Annotated in this window: 11 protein-coding genes; 4 read left to right on the top strand and 7 right to left on the bottom strand. The window is 72.7% G+C overall.

Annotated features, from left to right (window positions below):
* Positions 1-127 precede the first annotated feature (127 nt).
* Complete coding sequence (locus tag ACFVS6_RS33375; RefSeq protein ID WP_389709872.1) at positions 128-1,480, bottom strand: lysine N(6)-hydroxylase/L-ornithine N(5)-oxygenase family protein; 1,353 nt, start codon at positions 1,478-1,480, stop codon at positions 128-130.
* A gap of 249 nt (positions 1,481-1,729) precedes the next feature.
* Between ACFVS6_RS33375 and ACFVS6_RS33370 the strand changes: the two genes are divergently transcribed.
* From ACFVS6_RS33370 to ACFVS6_RS33355, 4 genes are all read left to right on the top strand, one after another.
* Positions 1,730-2,677 (top strand): methionyl-tRNA formyltransferase, encoded by a 948-nt coding sequence (locus tag ACFVS6_RS33370; RefSeq protein ID WP_281205488.1) that lies wholly within the window; start codon positions 1,730-1,732, stop codon positions 2,675-2,677.
* Positions 2,678-2,974: 297 nt separating this feature from the next.
* Positions 2,975-3,958 carry an alpha/beta hydrolase gene (locus tag ACFVS6_RS33365; RefSeq protein ID WP_389709869.1) on the top strand — a complete coding sequence of 328 codons (984 nt, stop codon included), beginning with the start codon at positions 2,975-2,977 and terminating at the stop codon, positions 3,956-3,958.
* 257 nt (positions 3,959-4,215) lie between these two features.
* Positions 4,216-5,556 carry a hemolysin family protein gene (locus tag ACFVS6_RS33360; RefSeq protein ID WP_389709867.1) on the top strand — a complete coding sequence of 447 codons (1,341 nt, stop codon included), beginning with the start codon at positions 4,216-4,218 and terminating at the stop codon, positions 5,554-5,556.
* On the top strand, positions 5,553-6,566 hold the full coding sequence (locus ACFVS6_RS33355; RefSeq protein ID WP_389709865.1) for a hemolysin family protein: 1,014 nt from the start codon (positions 5,553-5,555) through the stop codon (positions 6,564-6,566). Before ACFVS6_RS33360 ends, ACFVS6_RS33355 begins: the two co-directional genes overlap by 4 nt.
* Positions 6,567-6,614: 48 nt before the next feature.
* Here the strand turns inward: ACFVS6_RS33355 and ACFVS6_RS33350 are convergent, their stop codons facing one another.
* The 6 genes from ACFVS6_RS33350 to ACFVS6_RS33325 all read right to left on the bottom strand — a co-directional run bounded on the left by ACFVS6_RS33350 (position 6,615) and on the right by ACFVS6_RS33325 (position 18,683).
* Positions 6,615-7,280 carry a response regulator gene (locus ACFVS6_RS33350; RefSeq protein ID WP_389709863.1) on the bottom strand — a complete coding sequence of 222 codons (666 nt, stop codon included), beginning with the start codon at positions 7,278-7,280 and terminating at the stop codon, positions 6,615-6,617.
* On the bottom strand, positions 7,277-8,239 hold the full coding sequence (locus ACFVS6_RS33345) for a HAMP domain-containing sensor histidine kinase (RefSeq protein ID WP_389709861.1): 963 nt from the start codon (positions 8,237-8,239) through the stop codon (positions 7,277-7,279). The genes ACFVS6_RS33350 and ACFVS6_RS33345 overlap by 4 nt, the downstream gene beginning before the upstream one ends.
* A gap of 214 nt (positions 8,240-8,453) precedes the next feature.
* The gene (locus tag ACFVS6_RS33340; protein ID WP_389709859.1) at positions 8,454-9,842 is read right to left on the bottom strand and encodes a M1 family metallopeptidase; all 1,389 of its coding nucleotides are present in this window, start codon (positions 9,840-9,842) and stop codon (positions 8,454-8,456) included.
* A gap of 109 nt (positions 9,843-9,951) precedes the next feature.
* Positions 9,952-13,869 (bottom strand): Pls/PosA family non-ribosomal peptide synthetase, encoded by a 3,918-nt coding sequence (locus ACFVS6_RS33335; protein ID WP_389709857.1) that lies wholly within the window; start codon positions 13,867-13,869, stop codon positions 9,952-9,954.
* 179 nt (positions 13,870-14,048) lie between these two features.
* On the bottom strand, positions 14,049-16,694 hold the full coding sequence (locus tag ACFVS6_RS33330) for a SpoIIE family protein phosphatase (protein ID WP_389709879.1): 2,646 nt from the start codon (positions 16,692-16,694) through the stop codon (positions 14,049-14,051).
* A 150-nt stretch (positions 16,695-16,844) separates the two neighbouring features.
* Positions 16,845-18,683, bottom strand: coding sequence for a VanW family protein (locus tag ACFVS6_RS33325; protein WP_389709855.1), 1,839 nt, complete (start codon positions 18,681-18,683; stop codon positions 16,845-16,847).
* Positions 18,684-18,859 lie beyond the last annotated feature (176 nt).

Genomic DNA, 18,859 nt, shown 5'->3' with positions numbered 1-18,859 from the left:
GCGCGGGGCTGGTCCCAACGGACACGGGTTTTCCTTTCACGGGGTTTGCACGATGCATGCCTCGCCCGCCCGGCCGGACGGCGTGGCCAGGCGGGAGGGGAGTGGTGGGGAGGGTCGGTCGGGATCCCTAGCGGGACGTACCGACCCCGTCGACGACGCGCTCGGCCTCACCGACGGCGGCCTTCGGGGTGCGCTCGATCACCGAGTCCAGGATCTCGCCGACCCGGATCGCGGTGTTCGACAGCAGGGACGAGGTGATGCCGTGCGTGTGCTCGGTACCGCCCTGCAGGTAGATGCCGCAGCGGAGCGCGGGGTCCGTCGTGATGCGGTAGTCGCGCTCGACGCTGACGCGGCCCTCGTCGTCGCGGTGGCAGTAGCCCTCGACGTCGCCGAGGAGCCCCAGGGCGTCGGCGGGGCGGTAGCCCGTCGCGTAGACCACGACGTCGGCCTCCAGCGGGGTCTTCTCGCCGGAGACGAGCGACTCGACGGTGGTGAGCACCTTGTCCTCGGTCTCGACGACGTCCGAGAGGCGGGACACGTTGAGGAAGCGCAGGCGCTCCTCGCCCAGCACCTTCTCCTGGTACGACTGGCGGTACAGGTCGTCGATCAGGTCGATGTCCACCACGGAGTAGTTCGTGTTGCCGTGGTAGTCCATCAGCTTGTTCTTGATCTCGCCCGGGGCGGTGAAGTACTCGTCCACGGCGGCGGGGTCGAAGATGCGGTTGGCGAACTTGCTGTCGTCGGCGGGGCTGTAGCCGTAGCGGGCGAACACCGCGCAGACCTCGGCCTCGGGGAACCGGCGGTGCAGGAAGGCCACGTTCTCGGCGGCGCTCTGACCGGCGCCGACCACGACGAACCGGGTCGGGTCGGTGCCGTCCAGTTCGTCGACGCGGCGCAGCAGGTCCGAGTTGTGCCAGACGCGGTCGGTACGGTCGACGCCCTCCGGCATGTACGGGCGCAGGCCGGTGCCGATGACGAGGTTGCGGGCGCGGTGGGTGACGAGCTCGTCCCCCGAACGGGCCGTCACGTCGACGTACTCGATGACGCCGTCACGCACGACCGGCTGCACGGCGACCACTTCGTGCCCGTAGGACACCATGTCGTCGACCTTCTCCGCCGCCCACTCGAAGTAGTCGTGGAACTCGACCCGCAGCGGGAAGAGGTTCTTGTGGTTGACGAAGTCGATCAGGCGGCCCCGGCTCTGCAGGTAGCAGAGGAAGCTGTATTCGCTCGACGGGTTCCGGAGCGTCACCAGGTCCTTGAGGAAGGAGACCTGCATGGTCGCGTCCTCGAACAGCATTCCCCGGTGCCAGCCGAAACGCGGCTGCTGCTCGAAGAAGTGAGCAGTGACCGCCTCCTGCCGCCCGACGCGTGCGTTGTGCTCGGTGAGAGCAATCGCCATGGCCACATTGGACGGGCCGAAGCCGATGCCTATGAGGTCGTGGATCACCGGTGCGTCAGCAGGAAGAGCCTGTGACATGTCACTCCGATCGTGCGGGACAGCCGCCCGTGAGGCGTCGATGAAGAATGTGGAGCAGGGCACGCCGACGAGCGACGGCCGAGCGAACTTAGGTAAAGCTAACCTGATCTCGCCACCCTGTCGACCAGACAAACCGGACAAATAGCGGATTGCAGCCCCAAACGACGCCTAAAATCAGGCACGTTGCATCCTTAGGTAAGGCTTGCTTTACTTCTTTGAGATCTATCGCTCTTCAGAGGAGGAACCTCCATGCGGGTCGTCATGTTCGGTTATCAGACCTGGGGCCATCGCACCCTTCAAGCGCTCCTGGACTCCGAGCACGATGTGGTGATGGTCGTCACCCACCCCAAGAGCGAGCACGCCTACGAGAAGATCTGGAGCGACTCGGTCGCGGACCTGGCCGAGGAGCACGGCGTCCCCGTGGTCATCCGCAACCGCCCCGACGACGAAGAGCTGTTCGCGCGGCTCAAGGAGGCCGACGCCGACATCATCGTCGCCAACAACTGGCGCACGTACATACCGTCGCGCATCTACGACCTCCCCCGGCACGGCACGCTCAACGTGCACGACTCGCTGCTGCCGAAGTACGCCGGCTTCTCCCCCCTGATCTGGGCGCTCATCAACGGCGAGACCGAAGTGGGCGTCACCGCGCACATGATGGACGAGGTCCTGGACGCCGGGGACATCGTGCTCCAGCAGTCCGTCGCCGTCGGCCCCACCGACACGGCCACCGACCTGTTCCACAAGACCGTCGACCTCATCGCCCCGGTCACCGTCGGCGCGCTGGACCGCATCGCCGCCGGCGAGACCGAGTTCACGAAGCAGGACCGGTCGCAGGCGAGCTTCTTCCACAAGCGCGCCGAGGAGGACATCCGGATCGACTGGAGTTGGCCGGCCGAGGTCCTGGAGCGCCTCGTCCGCGCCCAGTCGGCCCCCTACCCGAGCGCCTTCACCTTCCACAAGGGCAAGCGCCTGGAGATCGTCTCCGCGGTCGTCTCCGAGGGCCTCTACGGCGGCACCCCCGGCCGCGTCTTCTACCGCGAGGGCGAGGGCGTGGCGATCGTCGCCGGTGCCGACGCCCGCACCGGCCGCAACCACGGCCTGGCCATCACCCGCGTACGCACCGAGGACGGCCGGGAACTGCCCGCCACCGAGTACTTCACCTCCATGGGCGGGTACCTCACCAGCCGTCCCTGACGGCCCTCCCGAAGCCGGCGGACCCGCTCCGTCGGCCCTTTGTCGTGTCGGTCGCCCGCCCATGGCCCCGGGCAGACCGGCCGTCGCCGCCGCCGTACGGAACACACCGTTCCGTACGGCGGCGGCGTCATGTGGGGGACGTGCGGCGGCGTCCCACGGGGTGTCACGCGCGGGCCGACGCGCCGCACCCACCGCGTCCAAGCCCTGTCGGGAGTCGTCGCGGTGTGATCCTGGACCCTGCCCGACGGGCGCCCGCGCACGCCGGTGCCCGCACCCCGCCTCCCCCCGAGGAGACCCGTGTCGAACCGGCCCGACCAGCCGAACCAGCCCGTGCTCGAAGCCGCCGCCCAGGCCTTCGCCGACGCCACCGCCAAGCCGCCGTTCCTGTACCGGATCCCCGTCCCGGAGGGCCGCGCGGCCGTCGACGACGTCCAGAGCGGCGAGGGCGTCACCCTGCCCGACGTCGACGAGGAATGGGTCACCGTCCGGGGCGGACCCACCGGCGAGGTCCGGGCCAGGATCGTCCGCCCGCGCTCGGCGACGGGGCCCCTCCCCGTCGTCCTCTACATCCACGGCGCCGGCTGGGTCTTCGGCAACGCCCACACCCACGACCGGCTCGTCCGCGAACTGGCCGTCGGCACCGGGGCGGCCGTCGTCTTCCCCGAGTACGACCTCTCCCCCGAGGCCCGCTACCCCGTGGCCATCGAGCAGAACTACGCCGTCGCCCGGTGGGTGGTCGCCGAAGGGGGCGCCAAGGGCCTCGACGGAACCCGCGTCGCCGTCGCCGGCGACTCCGTCGGCGGCAACATGAGCGCCGCCCTCACCCTGATGGCCAAGGAGCGCGGCGACGTCCGCATCGCCCACCAGGTCCTCTTCTACCCGGTGACGGACGCCGCCTTCGACACCGAGTCCTACCACCTCTTCGCCGAGGGCTACTTCCTGCGCCGCGATGCCATGCGCTGGTTCTGGGACCAGTACACGACCGACCCGGCGGAACGCGCCCTGAGCACCGCCTCCCCGCTGCGCGCCGGCGCCGACGAGCTGACCGGCCTGCCGCCCGCCCTGGTGATCACCGCCGAGGCCGACGTCCTGCGCGACGAGGGCGAGGCCTACGCCGCCCGGCTCCGCGCCGCGGGCGTCCCGGTCACCGCGCTGCGCGTCCAGGGGGTCATCCACGACTTCGTCATGCTGAACGCGCTCCGCGGCACCCGGGGCGCCGAGCTCGCCATCGGCCTCGCCGTCGACACCCTGCGCAAGGCCCTGGCCCAGGGCCCGTCGTAGGCCCGGCCCCCTCCGGAGCCCCGGGTGCGTCCGTCGCCGCGCCCGGGGCGGGGCACCGCCCGCCGACCGCGGGGCGGGGCAATTTACTTGCCCTTTACCATCGGTTCGCGGATACTGTCCGTTACCACAACCGTCCGGGCCGATCGAGGCCCGTCGAGTAGCGAATGGAGCGCAGGACCCGCAATGGGTGAACCTCCCAGTCCAAGCCGTGCCACGCCCAGCCCGCAGCAGCAGAGTCGGGAAGCGGGGGTGGCACGGTGACCGAAGTCCTGCTGCTCCTCCTCGCCCTGGCACTGACCCTGGCGTGCGCGGTGTTCGTAGCCGCCGAATTCTCCCTCACCACCGTCGAACGCAGCGAGCTCGAACGCGCCGTCGCGGCGGGTGAGCGCGGCGCCGAGAGCGCCCTGAAGGCCGCCAAGCGGCTCACCTTCCAGCTCTCCGGCGCCCAGCTGGGCATCACGGTGACCTCGCTGGTCATCGGCATGCTCGCCGAGCCGTCCGTGTCCGCCATGCTGCGCGGCCCGCTGGAGGCCGTCGGCGTGCCCGCCGGCGCCGTCCCGACCACCGCGACCCTGCTGGGCGTCGCCCTGTCGACCGTCGTCCTGATGGTGATCGGCGAGCTGGTCCCGAAGAACTGGGCGATCTCCCGGCCGCTGGCCGTGGCCAAGGTCGTCGCGGGCCCGCAGCGCGGCTTCACCGCCGCCTTCGCACCGCTGATCCGCCACCTGAACAACACCGCGAACCGGCTCGTACGCCGCTTCGGGCTGGAGCCGGCCGAGGAACTGGCCTCCGCGCGGACGCCGGAGGAGCTGGTGGCGCTCGCCCGGCACTCCGCCCGCGAGGGCGCGATCGAGGCGGACTCGGCCGAGCTGTTCGTGCGCACCCTGCACCTGGCCGAGCTGACCTCCGAGAACGTCATGACCCCGCGCATCGACGTCCAGGCGCTGGAGCTCCATGCCACGGCGGCCGACGCCGCGAACCTGACGCTCGCCACCGGCCTGTCCCGCTTCCCCGTCTACCGCGACTCCCTGGACGAGGTCGTCGGCACCGTCCACATCCGCGACGTCCTCGACCTGGACGAGGACAAGCGGCCGCTGACCCCGGTGTCGGACCTGATGACCTCGGCGCTCCTCGTACCGCACTCCCTGCCCGTGGACACCCTGCTCGGACGCCTGCGCAAGGCCCGCACCATGGCCGTGGTGATCGACGAGTACGGCGGCACCGCCGGCGTCGTCACGGTCGAGGACATCGTCGAGGAGGTCGTGGGCGAGGTCCGCGACGAGCACGACCCCGTCGAGGTCCCCGACCTCATCGAGGGCCCCGAGCACGCGGGCCGCAAGGTGTGGGAGGCCGACGGCAGCGTCCGCGTCGACGAACTGGAGGAGATCGGCTTCGCCGTCCCCGAAGGCCCGTACGAGACGCTGGCCGGACTCGTCGCCACCCGCCTGACCCGGATCCCCGTAGAGGGCGACACCGTCACCGTCGACGGCTGGGAACTCACCGTCCTCGACATAGACCACCACCGCGCCGACCGGGTCACGGTCACCGCGCCCGCCGCATCCGATGAGGAAGCCGACTCCGGGGAGGAGAACCGATGACCGCGGTCCAGCTGCTGATCGGCGCGCTGACGCTGCTCACCAACGCCTTCTTCGTCGGTGCCGAGTTCGCCCTGATCTCGGTGCGCCGCAGCCAGATCGAACCGGCCGCCCTCAAGGGCAGCAGGCGCGCCCGCACCACGCTGTGGGCGCTGGAGCACCTCTCCGCGATGATGGCCACCGCCCAGCTCGGCATCACCGTGTCCTCCCTGGTCCTCGGAGCGGTCGCCGAACCGGCCATCGCGCACCTCCTCGAACCGCCCTTCGCGGCCGTCGGGGTCCCCGACGCGCTCGTCCACCCGATCGCGTTCGTCATCGCGCTGGCCGCGGCGACCTACCTGCACATGCTGATCGGCGAGATGGTCCCGAAGAACATCGCGCTCGCCGCGCCCGCGCCGACCGCCCTGCTGCTGGCGCCGCCGCTGGTGGCCCTCACCCAGGCGCTGCGCCCGTTCGTGTTCGGCATCAACGCCTTCGCGAACACGCTGCTGCGGCTGCTGAAGGTCGAGCCGAAGGACGAGGTGGGCGCGGTCTTCACGGACGAGGAGCTCGCCCGCCTGGTCAAGGACTCCAGCGCCGCCGGGCTCCTCGGCCCCGAGGACGGCGAGCGGCTCCGGGACGCCCTCGAACTCGGCAAGCGACCCGTCGGCGAGATCACGATCCCGCGCGCCGAGTTCGTCAGCGTCCCCTTCGGGACGACCCCGCGCGGCCTGGAACGCACCGCGGCGGACCACGGCTTCTCCCGGCTGGTCGTCGCCGGCCCGGAGGGCGAGATCATGGGCTTCCTGCACATCAAGGACGCCCTGGGCGTCGCCGACCGGACCGCCCCGTTCCCGCGATCGGCGCTGCACACCGTCACCCGGGTCGGCAGCGGCACCCCGCTGGACGACACGATGAACGCCATGCGCGCCGCCGGCACCCACCTGGCCGCCGTCACCGACGACGACGGGGCGGTCATCGGCTTCGTCACGATGGAGGACGTGCTGGAGGAACTCGTCGGCGAGGCCGCCTGACCCGGGCCCTGATCGGACCCTGATCGGATCCTGATCGGCCCCCGAGGCTCAGGGTTCGATCAGGCCGACGCGGATCGCGTAGCGGGTGAGTTCCAGGCGGTCGCGCATGCCGAGCTTCTGGAGCAGGTTCGCCCGGTGGCGTTCCACCGTCTTGGCGCTGATGACGAGCAGGTCGCCGATCTCCTTCGAGGAGTGCCCCTCGGCGACCAGCTTGAGGATCTCCTCCTCCCGCTCGGTGATCGCCCGGGCGGGCAGCGGGTGCCCCTGACGGGCCCGGTCCAGGTAGTTGCGGATCAAGGTGGTCTCGGCGCCGGGGTAGATGAACGGCTCGTCCCGGATGGCGGCCCGGCAGGCCTCGACGAGGTCCCGGTCGGCGACGGACTTCGGGACGTAGCCGGCCGCCCCGGCCTTGAGGGCCTCGAAGAAGTACTGCTCGTTGTCGTACATGGTCAGGATGAGGATGCGCAGCCCCGGCCGGAGTCGGGAGAGCTCGCGGGCGGCCTGGAGCCCGGTCATCCGCGGCATGGCGACGTCCAGGACGGCGAGGTCCACGTCCTGCGAGCGGGCCAGGGCGACGGCCTCGGCGCCGTCCCCTGCCTCGGCGACCACCGTGAGATCGGGTTCGGAGTCGAGGATGAGGCGGACGCCGCGCCGGACGAGGGCGTGGTCGTCGGCCAGCAGGACCCGGGTCGGGGCCGGTCGCGGTGCGGTCATCGGTGGGTCTCCTCGGTCCCGCTGCCCGCGGGTACGTCCAGCCGTACGTCGGTGCCGCCGTGCGGCGCCGGGTCGAGCGCGAGACCGGCCCCGATGAGCAGGGCCCGTTCCCGCATGCCCTGGATGCCGGCGCCCTCGGCGGCCATCCGGAGGCCCGCGCCGTTGTCGCGGACCAGGAGCCGGACGGCTCCGGCCGGTCGGTGGGACAGCCGTACCTCCACCTCGGTCGCCCGCGCGTGGCGGGCCGCGTTGGTGAGGGCCTCCTGCGCGACCCGGTAGACGACCAGTTCGCAGGCCTCGTCCAGGGTCGGCAGGCCGGGCGCGATGTGGTGCCGCACGATCAGCGAGGGAGTGGTGAACTCGGCGGCGAGGGCCCGCAGGGCGCTGTGCAGGCCGAGTTCCTCAAGGACCCCGGGCCGTAGCCGGCGGGCGATGCGCCGGATCTCGTCGAGGCTCGCACGGGTGGTCTCCTGGACCTGGTGGAGGTCCTCGCGCAGCGGGCCGGGGGCCCGGTCGGCGGTGTGCTTGAGCTGGAGGAGGACCGCGGTGAGGGTCTGGCCGACCTCGTCGTGGAGTTCCTGGGCGATGCGGCGCCGTTCGGCCTCCTGGGCGGAGAGCGCGCGGGCGCTGCTGGTGGCGCGTTCCGCTTCGAGGCGGGCCAGCATGGCGTTGAACGAGGTGGTGAGTTCGGCCATCTCCCCCGGCCCCTCGACCGGGGCGCGGCTGCCGGGGCGCAGCAGGTCGACGGAGGCCATGGCGCGGGCGAGCCGGGCCAGCGGGGCGAGGGCGACGCGCAGGAGGACGGCGTTGGCGACGAGCATGGCGGCGAGCCCGAGACCGAGGACGATCGCCTCGCCCAGCAGGACGGGGGTGGAGACGGTGACCGGGCCGAGGAGGAGCAGGACGGCCACCGCGAAGACGGCCGCGTTGAGGACGAAGATGCGCCAGTACAAGGACACGACCGCGCTCTCCCCTCGTTCCGCCTGCCGGACCCCTCGACGCTACCCCGGCCGTCGCCGTCCGCGCCGCACCACACCCGCCGTGACCTGCTGCGGGGCCTGACCTGCGGCCCAGCCTGACCGGGTGCGGGGCCGTTGTCCATCCGTGGTGACACCCATGGCGGCCGTGGGGCCGACCACGGCCACCACCGAGGGTTCCAGGTGGAGGGTTCCGTCAGACCCCGGGGGCGGGCGGGAGGCTCGCGTTCGTCGGCAGGTGGCTGGGTCTGGCCGGTATCGGCGGGGCGGGCAGCGGCGGGAGCGCCGGCGCGTACAGCCAGGCCGCGAACAGGTCGTCGACGGGCCCGTCCGCGTAGCGGGCGACGTGGGCGGCGAACGCCGCGGTGGTCACCACGCCGTGGCGGTGGGCGGCCGTCCAGTCGCGAAGCATGCGGAAGAAGGCGGTGTCGCCGAGGGCGCAGCGGACCGCGTGGACGGTGAGTCCGCCGCGCTCGTAGAGCCGGTCGTCGAACATCAGCTTGCGACCGGGGTCGGCGAGCTTGAGGTCCTGGGCCCGCCCGGCGAGGACCCGGTGGGCGACGGCCGCGCGTTCGTGGGCGGTGTGACCGCCGGAGCGTTCCGACCACAGCCATTCCGCGTACTTGGCGAGGCCCTCGTTCAACCAGATGTGCCGCCAGTCGGCGATGGTCACGCTGTTCCCGAACCACTGGTGGGCGAGTTCGTGGGCGATGAGCCGCTCCGAACCGCGCACGCCGTCCACGTGGTTGGCGCCGAACAGGGACAGCCCCTGCGCCTCGACCGGAACGTCCAGTTCCTCGTCGGCGACGACCACCGCGTACTCGCCGAACGGGTAGGGCCCGAACAGTTCCTCGAAGAGCCGCATCATCGCGGGCTGGCGGGCGAAGTCCCGGGAGAACCGGGCCAGCAGGTGCGCCGGGACGTACGCGCTCTGCGGGACGCCGTCGAGGCCGGGGTCGCCGAGGAGCACCGTCTGGTAGAGGCCGATGGACAGGCCGACGAGGTAGCTGGAGGTGGGGGCGGACTGCTCGTACACCCAGGTGGTGGTGCTGGCCCTGGTCGTACGGGTCAGCAGCCGGCCGCCGGCCACGACCGTGTAGGCGGAGGGCGTGTTGACGGACAGGTGGTACGAGGCCTTGTCCGCCGGCCGGTCGTTGCACGGGTACCAGGACGGAGCCCCGACGGGCTGGCTGGCCACCAGCGCCCCGTCCGTCAGTTCCTCCCAGCCGAGGCCGCCCCAGGGGCTGCGCACGGGCTTGGGGTTGCCCGCCCACTGCACCTCCACGGTGAAGGCGGAGCCGGCGGGCAGCGGCTTGGCGGGCCGCAGGCGTAGCTTGCCGTTGCGGTGGGTCCAGTGCGGGGCCCGGCCGTTCACCTGGATCCGGCCGACCTTGAAGTCGGCGAGGTCCAGGGCGAACTCGGTGAGCGGCGCCCGCCCGGCGATCGCGCTGATCCTGGCGGTGCCTGCCAGTCGGTTGGGACCGGGCCGGTATTCCAGAGCGAGTTCGTACCGGTGCACGCGGTAACGGGGATCGCCGTTGGCCGGAAAGTACGGGTCGGTTGCCGCTGTCCTCTGGCCGTTCACTGACGCTTCCGCTCCCTGCGCTGTGCTCGTGCGACGTGCTCGTACGACGTGCTCGTGTGCCGTGCCGGAGCCCGCCGGGCCCGGCCGGCGCACGGGCCGCCGTACGGACTCAGGACCGCCACGCCTCGATCGGATTGCCCAGCCAGCGGGTGTCGGCGGGGACGGATTCCCCGGCCATCACGAGGGAGGCGGGTCCCAGGGTGCTACGGGCTCCGACCGTGCTCCCGGGCAGGACGATTCCGCCCGGGCCCAGGGTGGCGCCCTCGCGGAGGACCACAGTATCCGTCCTCAAGATCCGGTCGTGGAAGAGGTGGGTCTGCAACACACAGCCCCGGTTCACGCCGACCGCGTCACCCAGGGTTACCAGGTCGGTCTCGGGCAGCCAGTAGCTCTCGCACCACACGCCCCGTCCGATCCGCGCCCCGAGGCCGCGCAGCCACAGGGTCATCAGGGGCGTGCCGGGTACGGATCCGGCCAGCCAGGGCACGGCCAGGACCTCGACGAAGGTGTCGGCCAGTTCGTTGCGCCACACGAAGCCGCTCCACAGCGGGTGCTCCCCCGTCCGGTGCCGGCCCACGAGCAGCCACTTGGCGGCCACGGAGACGAGGCAGGCGGCCGCGCCCGCGAGGAGCAGGACGACTCCGGACAGCAGCGCGGCCGCCCAGGCCCCCGACCCGCTCGCGGTCATCAGCGCGCACAGCCCGGCCGCGGTCAGGACGGCCAGGGCGGCCGAGCAGAACACGGGGACGAGGCGGCACAGCTCGACCAGGCCGCGCGCCCACAGCAGGCGGGCGGGCGGGTCGTAGGTCCGGCTCCGGTCGGCCGCCGCGGCGGACCGCGGCAGCTTGACCGGGGGCAGGCCGAGGTAGGAGCTGCCCTTCTTGGCCTTCTTCGGGGTGGCGGACAGGACGCCGACGAGACCGTCGTCCGGGACCGTGCGGCCGGGCGCGGTCATCCCGGAGTTGCCGAGGAACGCCCGGCGGCCGATCTCGGAGGGGCCGATCCGCATCCAGCCGCCGCCCAGCTCGTAGGGGGCGGTCAGCGTGTCGTCGGCGAGGAACGCGCCCTCGCCGACGGTGGTCAGGCTGGGCAGGGCGAGCACGGTGGACACCTCGGCGCCCCGGCCGATCTTCATGCCGAGCAGCCGCAGCCACACCGGGGTGATCAATCCGGCGTACAGCGGGAAGAGGGTTTCCCGGGACAGGTCCATCAGCTGGGTGACGGTCCAGGCCTGCCAGCCGATCCGGCTGTGCGTCGGATGGTTGCCGGTGCGCAGGCCGAGGCTGAGCAGGCGCACGGAGACCAGCAGCAACAGCGCGTACGCCAGCCCGAAGGCGAGCGCCCCCGGCACCACGGCGAGCAGCGCCGCCCGCAGCGCCTGTCCGAGCCCGGCGCCGGCCGGCACGAACCGGCTGACGACGAGCAGGGCCGGGAGGGCCGCCAGTACGGGCAGGACGGTCAGGCACACGCCACTGGCCCCGTACATGGCGCGCCAGCGCAGGGTCCGCGGCGGGCGGTGGCCGGGCCAGTTGCGCTTGGCCTTGCCGAGCTTGTGGGCGGGTGCCCCGGCCCAGCGCTGACCGGTCGGAACCTGTCCGACGACGGCGGAGCCGGGGGCCACCTCGGCCCGCTTGCCGACGCGGGCGCCGGGGAAGAGCAGGCTGCGCGTGCCGACGACCGCTCCGGCCCCGACCTTCACGGGGCCGATCTCCAGCCGGTCCCCGTCGAGCCAGTGCCCGGAGAGGTCCACCTCGGACTCGACGGCGCAGCCGCGGCCGAGTTTGAGCATGCCGGTGACCGGGGGCAGGGAGTGCAGGTCGACCTCGGGGCCGATCTTGGCGCCGAGGGCCCGTGCGTAGCGCTCCAGCCAGGATCCGCTGAGCGAGGTCGCGCCCGCGCATTCGGCGAGCCGCTCGGCCGTCCACAGCCTCAGGTGCACGCTGCCGCCGCGCGGGTACCGTCCGGGCCTGACCCCGCGCAGCAGCAGCCGGGCTCCGCCCGCGGCGATGGCGAGCCGGCCCGGCGGGCTGAACAGGAGGAGGGCGCCCGCGCCGACGAGCCACCACGAGGCCGTCGGCGCCCACGGGTAGGCGCCGAACCGGTGCAGGACGTTGCCGAGGGCCAGCAGCGCCACGGTCCAGCGCAGCCCGACCAGCGTGAACAGCGGCAGGAGCAGCAGGCTCTGGACGACCTGGGTGCGGAGCCCGACGGGTGCGACGGTCCGGGCGGCCCCGTCGTCCTGTACGGACTTCTCCAGGCGGCGGGCCAGCTTGCGCAGGGTGGGCTGCTGGTAGATGTCGAGGACGGCCGCGCTCGGGTAGCGGGTGCGCAGCCGGGTGGTGAGCCGGGCGGCGGCCAGACTGTTGCCGCCGATCGCGAAGAAGTCGTCGCCGGCGCCCGCGACGGCCACGCCGAGGGTTTCGGTCCACTGCTCGGCGAGCCAGGCCTCGGTGCCGTACAGCTGCTCGGTGGGTCCGGTGGGCTGGGCGTCGGGCAGCGGCCAGGGCAGGGCGTCGCGGTCCACCTTGCCGGAGGTGCGGGTCGGCAGCGCCTCGACGGGCGCGAGGAGCGGTACGAGGGCGGCGGGCAGTTCCGCTCGGAGCCGTTCGACGGCCGCGGCGTGGTCCCAGCCGTCCTGGGTGACGAGGTAGCCGACGAGGAGCTGGTTGCCGCTGCGCGCGGTGCGGACGGCGGCGGCCGCGCCGGCGACGCCGGGCAGTGCCTGGAGCGCGGCGTCCACCTCGCCGAGTTCGATGCGCCGGCCGCCGAGCTTGATCTGCTCGTCGCCGCGGCCGAGGAAGACCAGCCCTTCCGGTTCGGCGCGGACGAGGTCGCCGCTGCGGTAGGCGCGGTCCCATCCGAGGGATCGCAGCGGGGCGTACTTCTCGGCGTCCTTGGCCGGGTCGAGGTAGCGGGCGAGGCCGACGCCGCCGATCACGAGCTGGCCGCTGCCGCCCATGGGCACCGGTTCCCCGGATTCGTCGATGACGGCCAGTTCCCAGCCGTTCAGCGGGAGGCCGATGCGGATGGGTTCCTCGCCGGTCAGGAGGGAGGCGCAGGCGACGACGGTGGCCTCGGTGGGCCCGTACGTGTTCCAGACCTCGCGGCCCTCGGTGACCAGCCGCTGGGTCAGCTCGGGCGGGCAGGCCTCGCCGCCGAAGATCAGCAGCCGGACCTCGTTGAGGCTCTCGGACTCCCAGAGCGCGGCGAGGGTCGGCACGGTGGAGACGACGGTGATCTCCTGTTCCACCAGCCAGGGCCCGAGGTCGGCGCCGCTGCGGACCTGGGCGCGGGGTACGGGCACCAGGCAGGCGCCGTAGCGCCAGGCGAGCCACATCTCCTCGCAGGAGGCGTCGAAGGCGACGGACAGTCCGGCCATGACGCGGTCGCCGGGCCCGATCGGTTCCTCGGTGAGGAACAGCGCGGCCTCGGCGTCGACGAAGGCGGCGGCGCTGCGGTGGCTGACGGCGACGCCCTTGGGCTTGCCGGTGGATCCGGAGGTGAAGATGATCCACGCGTCGTGCTCGGGGCCCGGGCGGCCGGTGGGGGCCCGTTCCCCGGCGGTCCCGGCGACGTCGATGCGCTGCCCGGCGCCCAGGACCGCGCGCACGCCGGCCTCGCCGAAGACCAGCTCGGCGCGTTCGTCGGGGTCCTCGGCGTCGACGGGGACGTAGGCGGCGCCCGCGGCGAGGACCGCGAGGACGGACGCGTACAGCTCGTTGGTGCCGGACGGGACGCGGACGCCCACCCGGTCGCCGAGTCCGACGCCGGCCGCGGCCAGGGCGCGCCTGCGGCGCTCGACGTCGGCGGCCAGGGCCCGGTAGGTGAGCCGGGAGGTGCCGTCGTCCAGCGCGAGCTCGTCGGGGTGGGCCCGGACGGAGGCCTCGAAGACGTCGACGAGGGTGCGGACGGGGGCAGCGGGTCCGGCCGTGAAGCGGGCGGACTTGCCGGGCTCGCCGGGGCGGTCGTCCCCTGCGCTCCCGCCGTCGAGCAGAGTGATTTCACCGTGCTCAGGTGTGGCTGCCATCGGCCCTCGCGTCTTCGCTCCCCGGATGTGTCCGGGTCGCCGGCGGAGCCCGGGTCTGCCCGGGTTGTTCCGGTCCGGCGCCAAACAACCTGCCATTCTAGTGCGACATCAAGGATTTTCTCGTTGAACCCTCGGTGGCGTGTCCGGGAACGGACGGTGCGGCGGCGGTGCCGGCGGGGTCAGAGCGGGTCCACGTCGAGGAACGCGGCCAGGGCCGGTTCCGGGGCGCCGGGGGTGCCCGCGGTGCCGGGGAGGGTCTGTTCGGCCCAGATGACCTTGCCCTCGGGGGTGTAGCGGGTGCCCCAGTGTTCGCTGAGCTGCGCGACCAGGAACAGGCCGCGTCCGCCCTCGTCGGTGGTGGCCGCGTACCGCAGGTGGGGGGCGGTGCTGCTGCCGTCCCAGACCTCGCAGGTCAGGGTCTGGTCGTGGAGCAGTCGCACGCGGACGGGGGCGGTGCCGTGCCGCAGGGCGTTGGTGATCAGTTCGCTGAGGATCAGTTCGGTGGCGAAGGAGAGTTCTTCGAGTCCCCACTCGTCGAGCTTGCGGGCCGCCGCGCTCCGCAGGACGCCGACCGCGCTCGGCTCGAACGGCACCTCCCACTGGGCGACCCGGTCCGGGCCGAGGGTCCGGGTCCGGGCGATGAGCAGGGCCACGTCGTCGGTGGGCCGGTCGGGCAGCAGCAGGTCGAGGACGGCCCGACAGCTCTCGTGCGGGTCGCGGTCGGGGTGGCTGAGCGCCCGGCGCAGCAGTTCCAGGCCCTCGGCGATGTCCCGGGTGCGTTCCTCGACCAGTCCGTCCGTGTAGAGGACGAGCTGGCTGCCCTCGGCCAGCACGAGCTCCGCGGTCTCGAAGGGCATGCCGCCCAGGCCCAGCGGTGGTCCGGCCGGGAGTTCCACGATCTCCGTCGAGCCGTCGGGGGCGACGAGCAGGGGCGGCAGGTGCCCGGCGCGGGCCATGGTGCAGTTCCGCGACACCGGGTCGTAGACGGCGTACAGGCAGGTCGCGCCGAGGACCCCGCCGTTGCCGTCGCCGCCGTCCCCGTCGTGGTCGATGCGTTGGACGAGGTCGTCCAGGCGGGCGAGGATCTCGTCGGGCGGCAGGTCGAGGGAGGAGAAGTTGTGCACGGCGGTGCGCAGCCGTCCCATGGTGGCGGCGGCGTGCAGGCCGTGCCCGACGACGTCCCCGACGACCAGGGCGACGCGGCTGCCGGGCAACGGGATCACGTCGAACCAGTCGCCGCCGACCCCGGACTGCGCGGGCAGGTAGAAGTGGGCCACGTCCACGGCGCTCTGTTCGGGCAGGGCGCGGGGCAGCAGGCTGCGCTGGAGGGTCTCGGCGAGGGCGTGTTCCCGGGTGTAGCGGCGGGCGTTGTCCATGCTGACGGCCGCGCGGGCGACGAGTTCCTCGGCGAAGGACAGCTCGTCCTCGTCGAACGGCTCGGGTTTCTGCGAGCGCCAGAAGTTGACCACGCCGAGGACGACACCCCGGGCCCGCAGCGGCGCGGCGATCAGGGAGTGGATGCCGTAGTCGATGATGGCCTGCGCGCGCGGGGGGTCCTGGGCGTGCCAGCCGGGCGCGTCGACCAGGTCGGGGACGAGCTCCGCCCGTCCGGTGCCGTAGCCGCGCGCCTGGGGGGTGGACGGGAGGAAGTCGATCAGCCGGCCGCGCGGGTAGAGGGGGTGGTCGGAGCGGATGCCGTTGACGGCGGTGCGCCGCATGTCGGCGTCGGGGCCGGGTTCGTCGCCGACGAGGACGGGATCGGCCAGGTCGACGGTGACGTAGTCCGCGAACCGGGGGACGGCGACAGAGGCGAGTTCCTCGGCCGTCCGGACGACGTCGAGGCTGGTGCCGATGTCGCCGCCCGCGTCGTACAGCAGTTTCAGGCGCCGCCGGGCCGTCTCGGCGCGGGTGGTCAGGATCTGCATCTCGGTGGAGTCCCGGATGGTGACGGCGGTCCCCTCTGGCCGGCCGCCGGGGTGGGTGAGCCGCTGGTTGACGACGAGCAGCCGGTCGCCGCTCTCGATCACCTCGTCGGTGGCGACCCGGGCGGACAGCAGCAGGTCGGCCATCCGCCGGTCCAGGCCCGGTACCTCGCCCAGGTGGCGGCCGTCGGCGTCGTCCGGGAGCCCGAGGAGACGTTTGGCCTCGTCGTTGGCCAGGAGCAGCCGCCCGTCGCCGTCGGTGATGAGCACCCCTTCGCGGACGGCGTGGAGCACCGCGTCGTGGTGCTCGTACATCCGCGTCATCTCCTGCGTGCCGAGCCCGTGGGTCTGGCGGCGCAGCCTTCGGCTGATCAGCCAGGTGCCGACGGTGGCCAGGGCCAGGCCGGTGGCGATGGCCAGCAGGATGACGGGGAGCTGACGGTCGACGACCCCGCTGACGTTCTTCACGGTCAGGCCCGCCGACACCAGGCCGATGACCCGACCGTCGGGCGCGGTGACCGGGACGATCGCCTGGATCTCCTTGCCGAGCGGGCCCTGCACGCTCTCGGTGTGGACCTGCCCGGCCAGTGAGGGTTCGATCGTGCCGACGAACCGTTTCCCGATGCGGTCGGGCTGGGGATGGCTGTAGCGGATGCCGTTGGTGTCCATCACGACGATGAAGTCGACACCGGCGGCCTTGCGGGTGGCCTCGGCGAGCGGCTGCAGCAGGGCGGACGGGTTCCGGGACTCCAGGGCCGCCTGGAGTCCGATGGAGTGCGCGAAGGTCTCCGCCACGGAGACCGACCTGTTGCGCGCCTCGCGGTCGATGTCGTGGCGCGACTGGAGGACGAGCGCCAGCAGCGATCCGGCGGCGAGCAACACCACGATCGCCACCTGGAGGATGAATACCTGTCCGGCGACGCTCCTGAACCGGTTGCCTAGCAGTGACCGCACCGACGTGCCCGGCACGGGTGGCAGAGAAAGGTCACGAACCCAGTTGTAGCACTTCCGGCCGCCCGGGGCGCCCGAACGGCGCGATCCGCGCCGGACCGGTCACCCCGCGGACCGCCCCGCCGCGGCCGTCGTCGTCAGTGCGGTGCCCGCCGGGGTCGTCACGGGCGGCACCGGGTCCGGCGACACCGGCGCGGCCGGCGGCTGCGGGACCTGTCCCGCGGGCGGGGTGCAGGTGACCTCGTCGCGCGGGGTGTAGTGGGTCCTGGTCTCCTCGCGCTTGACCTCCTGCCCGCCCTGGACGAACACGCGGCCGACGGAGACGTCGAAGCCTTCGAGCGGGGTCTGCACCTCGCAGGTGGGACCGCTGCCCTCGATCTTCGCCGGCGGGGTGACCTGGGTGCGGGGCCCCTTGGTGGCGCGGATCTCGTCGTACTTCTTCGTGCCGAGGAGGCTGATGGTCAGCGAGGTGTCGGTGGACCGCGCCTGCACGTACAGGGCGTGCCCGGTGTCGTTGATCCAGCGCAGGTCGAGGGTGCCCCAGGCGACCGTGGCCTCGCGGCCCTCGGGGTAGCGCTCGATGTAGAAGGAGTGGGCGCCGTGCTCGACGGTCTTGACCCCGGCGAAGAAGGCGGCGTTGTACATGGTGGTGGCCACGGCGGAGACGCCGCCGCCCGGGGACTTCACGTACCGGCCGTCGTTGATCATGATTCCGTCGACGAAGCCGTTCTCGGGGGTGCGCTCGCCGACCGTGCGGTTGAAGCTCCACTCCTCGCCCGGGAGGACGACGGAGCCGTTGATGAGCTCGACGGCGCGGCCGATGTTCGTGGTGCGGTACGGGGCGGCCGGGAACTCGACGGTGAAGGAGGAGAGCTTCTCCTTGATCCCGAGACGCTGCGCCTCGGCGCTCGTCAGGTCCGGCGGGACGGCGACGGTGTCGACCTCGGCGCTGCGGGCCGCGCCCGCCCGGGTCAGGAGGGGCAGCACGGCCTTGCCGAGCGCCGCGTCCGTGACCTTCTGTCCGGTGCGGCCCTGGTCGGCGACGACGACGCGGCCGTCGGCGCCGGTGGTGAGCGAGGCGTCGCGGGGGGTCGGGGTGGCCGCCCGGACGGGACGGGCCACGGCGGGGTCGGCGAGCAGGCCCTTGGAGTCGAGGGCCGGGACGAGGCGACCGGTGTCGTCGGGGTTCATCCGGAGGTGGGCGCCGAGCACGGCCGTGCTGATCGGTATGCGGGTACCGGCGACCGTGAGCGTGACGGGGCCCGACATCGCGGGCTGCGCGAACTCGCGCAGGGCCCGTCCCGTCTCCTCGTCCCCGACCTTCGGGTGGGTGCGCTCGACCGGCATCACGACGGGGCCGGACCCCGGCCGCAGATAGGCGTCGCGGAGTGTGTCGAGGGCCCGGTCCTCGACGAGGTCGACGCCCTGGGCCGGGGCGACGGCCTTGACCTCGCCCTTCTCGAAGGCGATCGTCCCCTCGCGGACCTGCTGCCGGGTCTTCTCGTCCATGCGTTCGAGTGCCGCCCGGGCGGTGCCCTCGTCCATCCTGGTCACCGGTTCCAGCTCACGGTGCTCGCCGGAGTCGAAGAGCCGGCCGATGACGGCGGTGGGGGCGTAGCCGCCGCGGACGGCGGCGTCCACGGTGGCCCGGGTGTCCAGGGACAGCCCGAGGCCGGCGGGTGCGGACTCCTCGACGCGGTCGCCGATCCTCATCGCGACGGGGGCGGCGGCCAGGGGGCCCAGCTCCCGGTCCAGGGTCCGCTGCGCCTGCTCACGGCTCATGCCGCCGATGTCCACGCCGCGGACGAAGGTGCCCCGGTCGACGTCCGAGCCGGTCACGAGTCCGGTGACGTAGAGGCCGCCGAGCCCGAGCACGGCTGCGCCGCCCGCCACCGACAGGGCGATCCGCCAGTTGACCGTCCTGTTGCCCGCGCGTCCCATGTGTCTCCCTGCTGCGCCGCCGGTCGAAGGGCGGGCGTGGGCCGCGACAGCAGCCCATAGATGACTATTCCGGACATCCAGGATCACCCGAAAGGGTCATTAATGGGGCAGATGTAATTGTTGTCACGTGATCCGGGACCCCTCCCCCTGCGGCGCTGCCGCCGACCCGGGCGCCG

This window comes from Streptomyces sp. NPDC057939, from assembly GCF_042887545.1.
Taxonomy (GTDB): Bacteria; Actinomycetota; Actinomycetes; order Streptomycetales; family Streptomycetaceae; genus Streptomyces.
The sequence above is the reverse complement of the archived record's forward strand: the minus strand, read 5'-3'. Positions and strand labels throughout refer to the sequence as shown.

Excerpts from the sequence above, each read along its gene's own strand:
- ACFVS6_RS33335 (WP_389709857.1), bottom strand. The coding sequence starts at position 13,869 with ATGGCAGCCACACCTGAGCACGGTGAAATCACTCTGCTCGACGGCGGG.
- ACFVS6_RS33370 (WP_281205488.1), top strand. The coding sequence starts at position 1,730 with ATGCGGGTCGTCATGTTCGGTTATCAGACCTGGGGCCATCGCACCCTT.
- ACFVS6_RS33375 (WP_389709872.1), bottom strand. The coding sequence starts at position 1,480 with ATGTCACAGGCTCTTCCTGCTGACGCACCGGTGATCCACGACCTCATA.
- ACFVS6_RS33355 (WP_389709865.1), top strand. The coding sequence starts at position 5,553 with ATGACCGCGGTCCAGCTGCTGATCGGCGCGCTGACGCTGCTCACCAAC.
- ACFVS6_RS33350 (WP_389709863.1), bottom strand. The coding sequence starts at position 7,280 with ATGACCGCACCGCGACCGGCCCCGACCCGGGTCCTGCTGGCCGACGAC.
- ACFVS6_RS33325 (WP_389709855.1), bottom strand. The coding sequence starts at position 18,683 with ATGGGACGCGCGGGCAACAGGACGGTCAACTGGCGGATCGCCCTGTCG.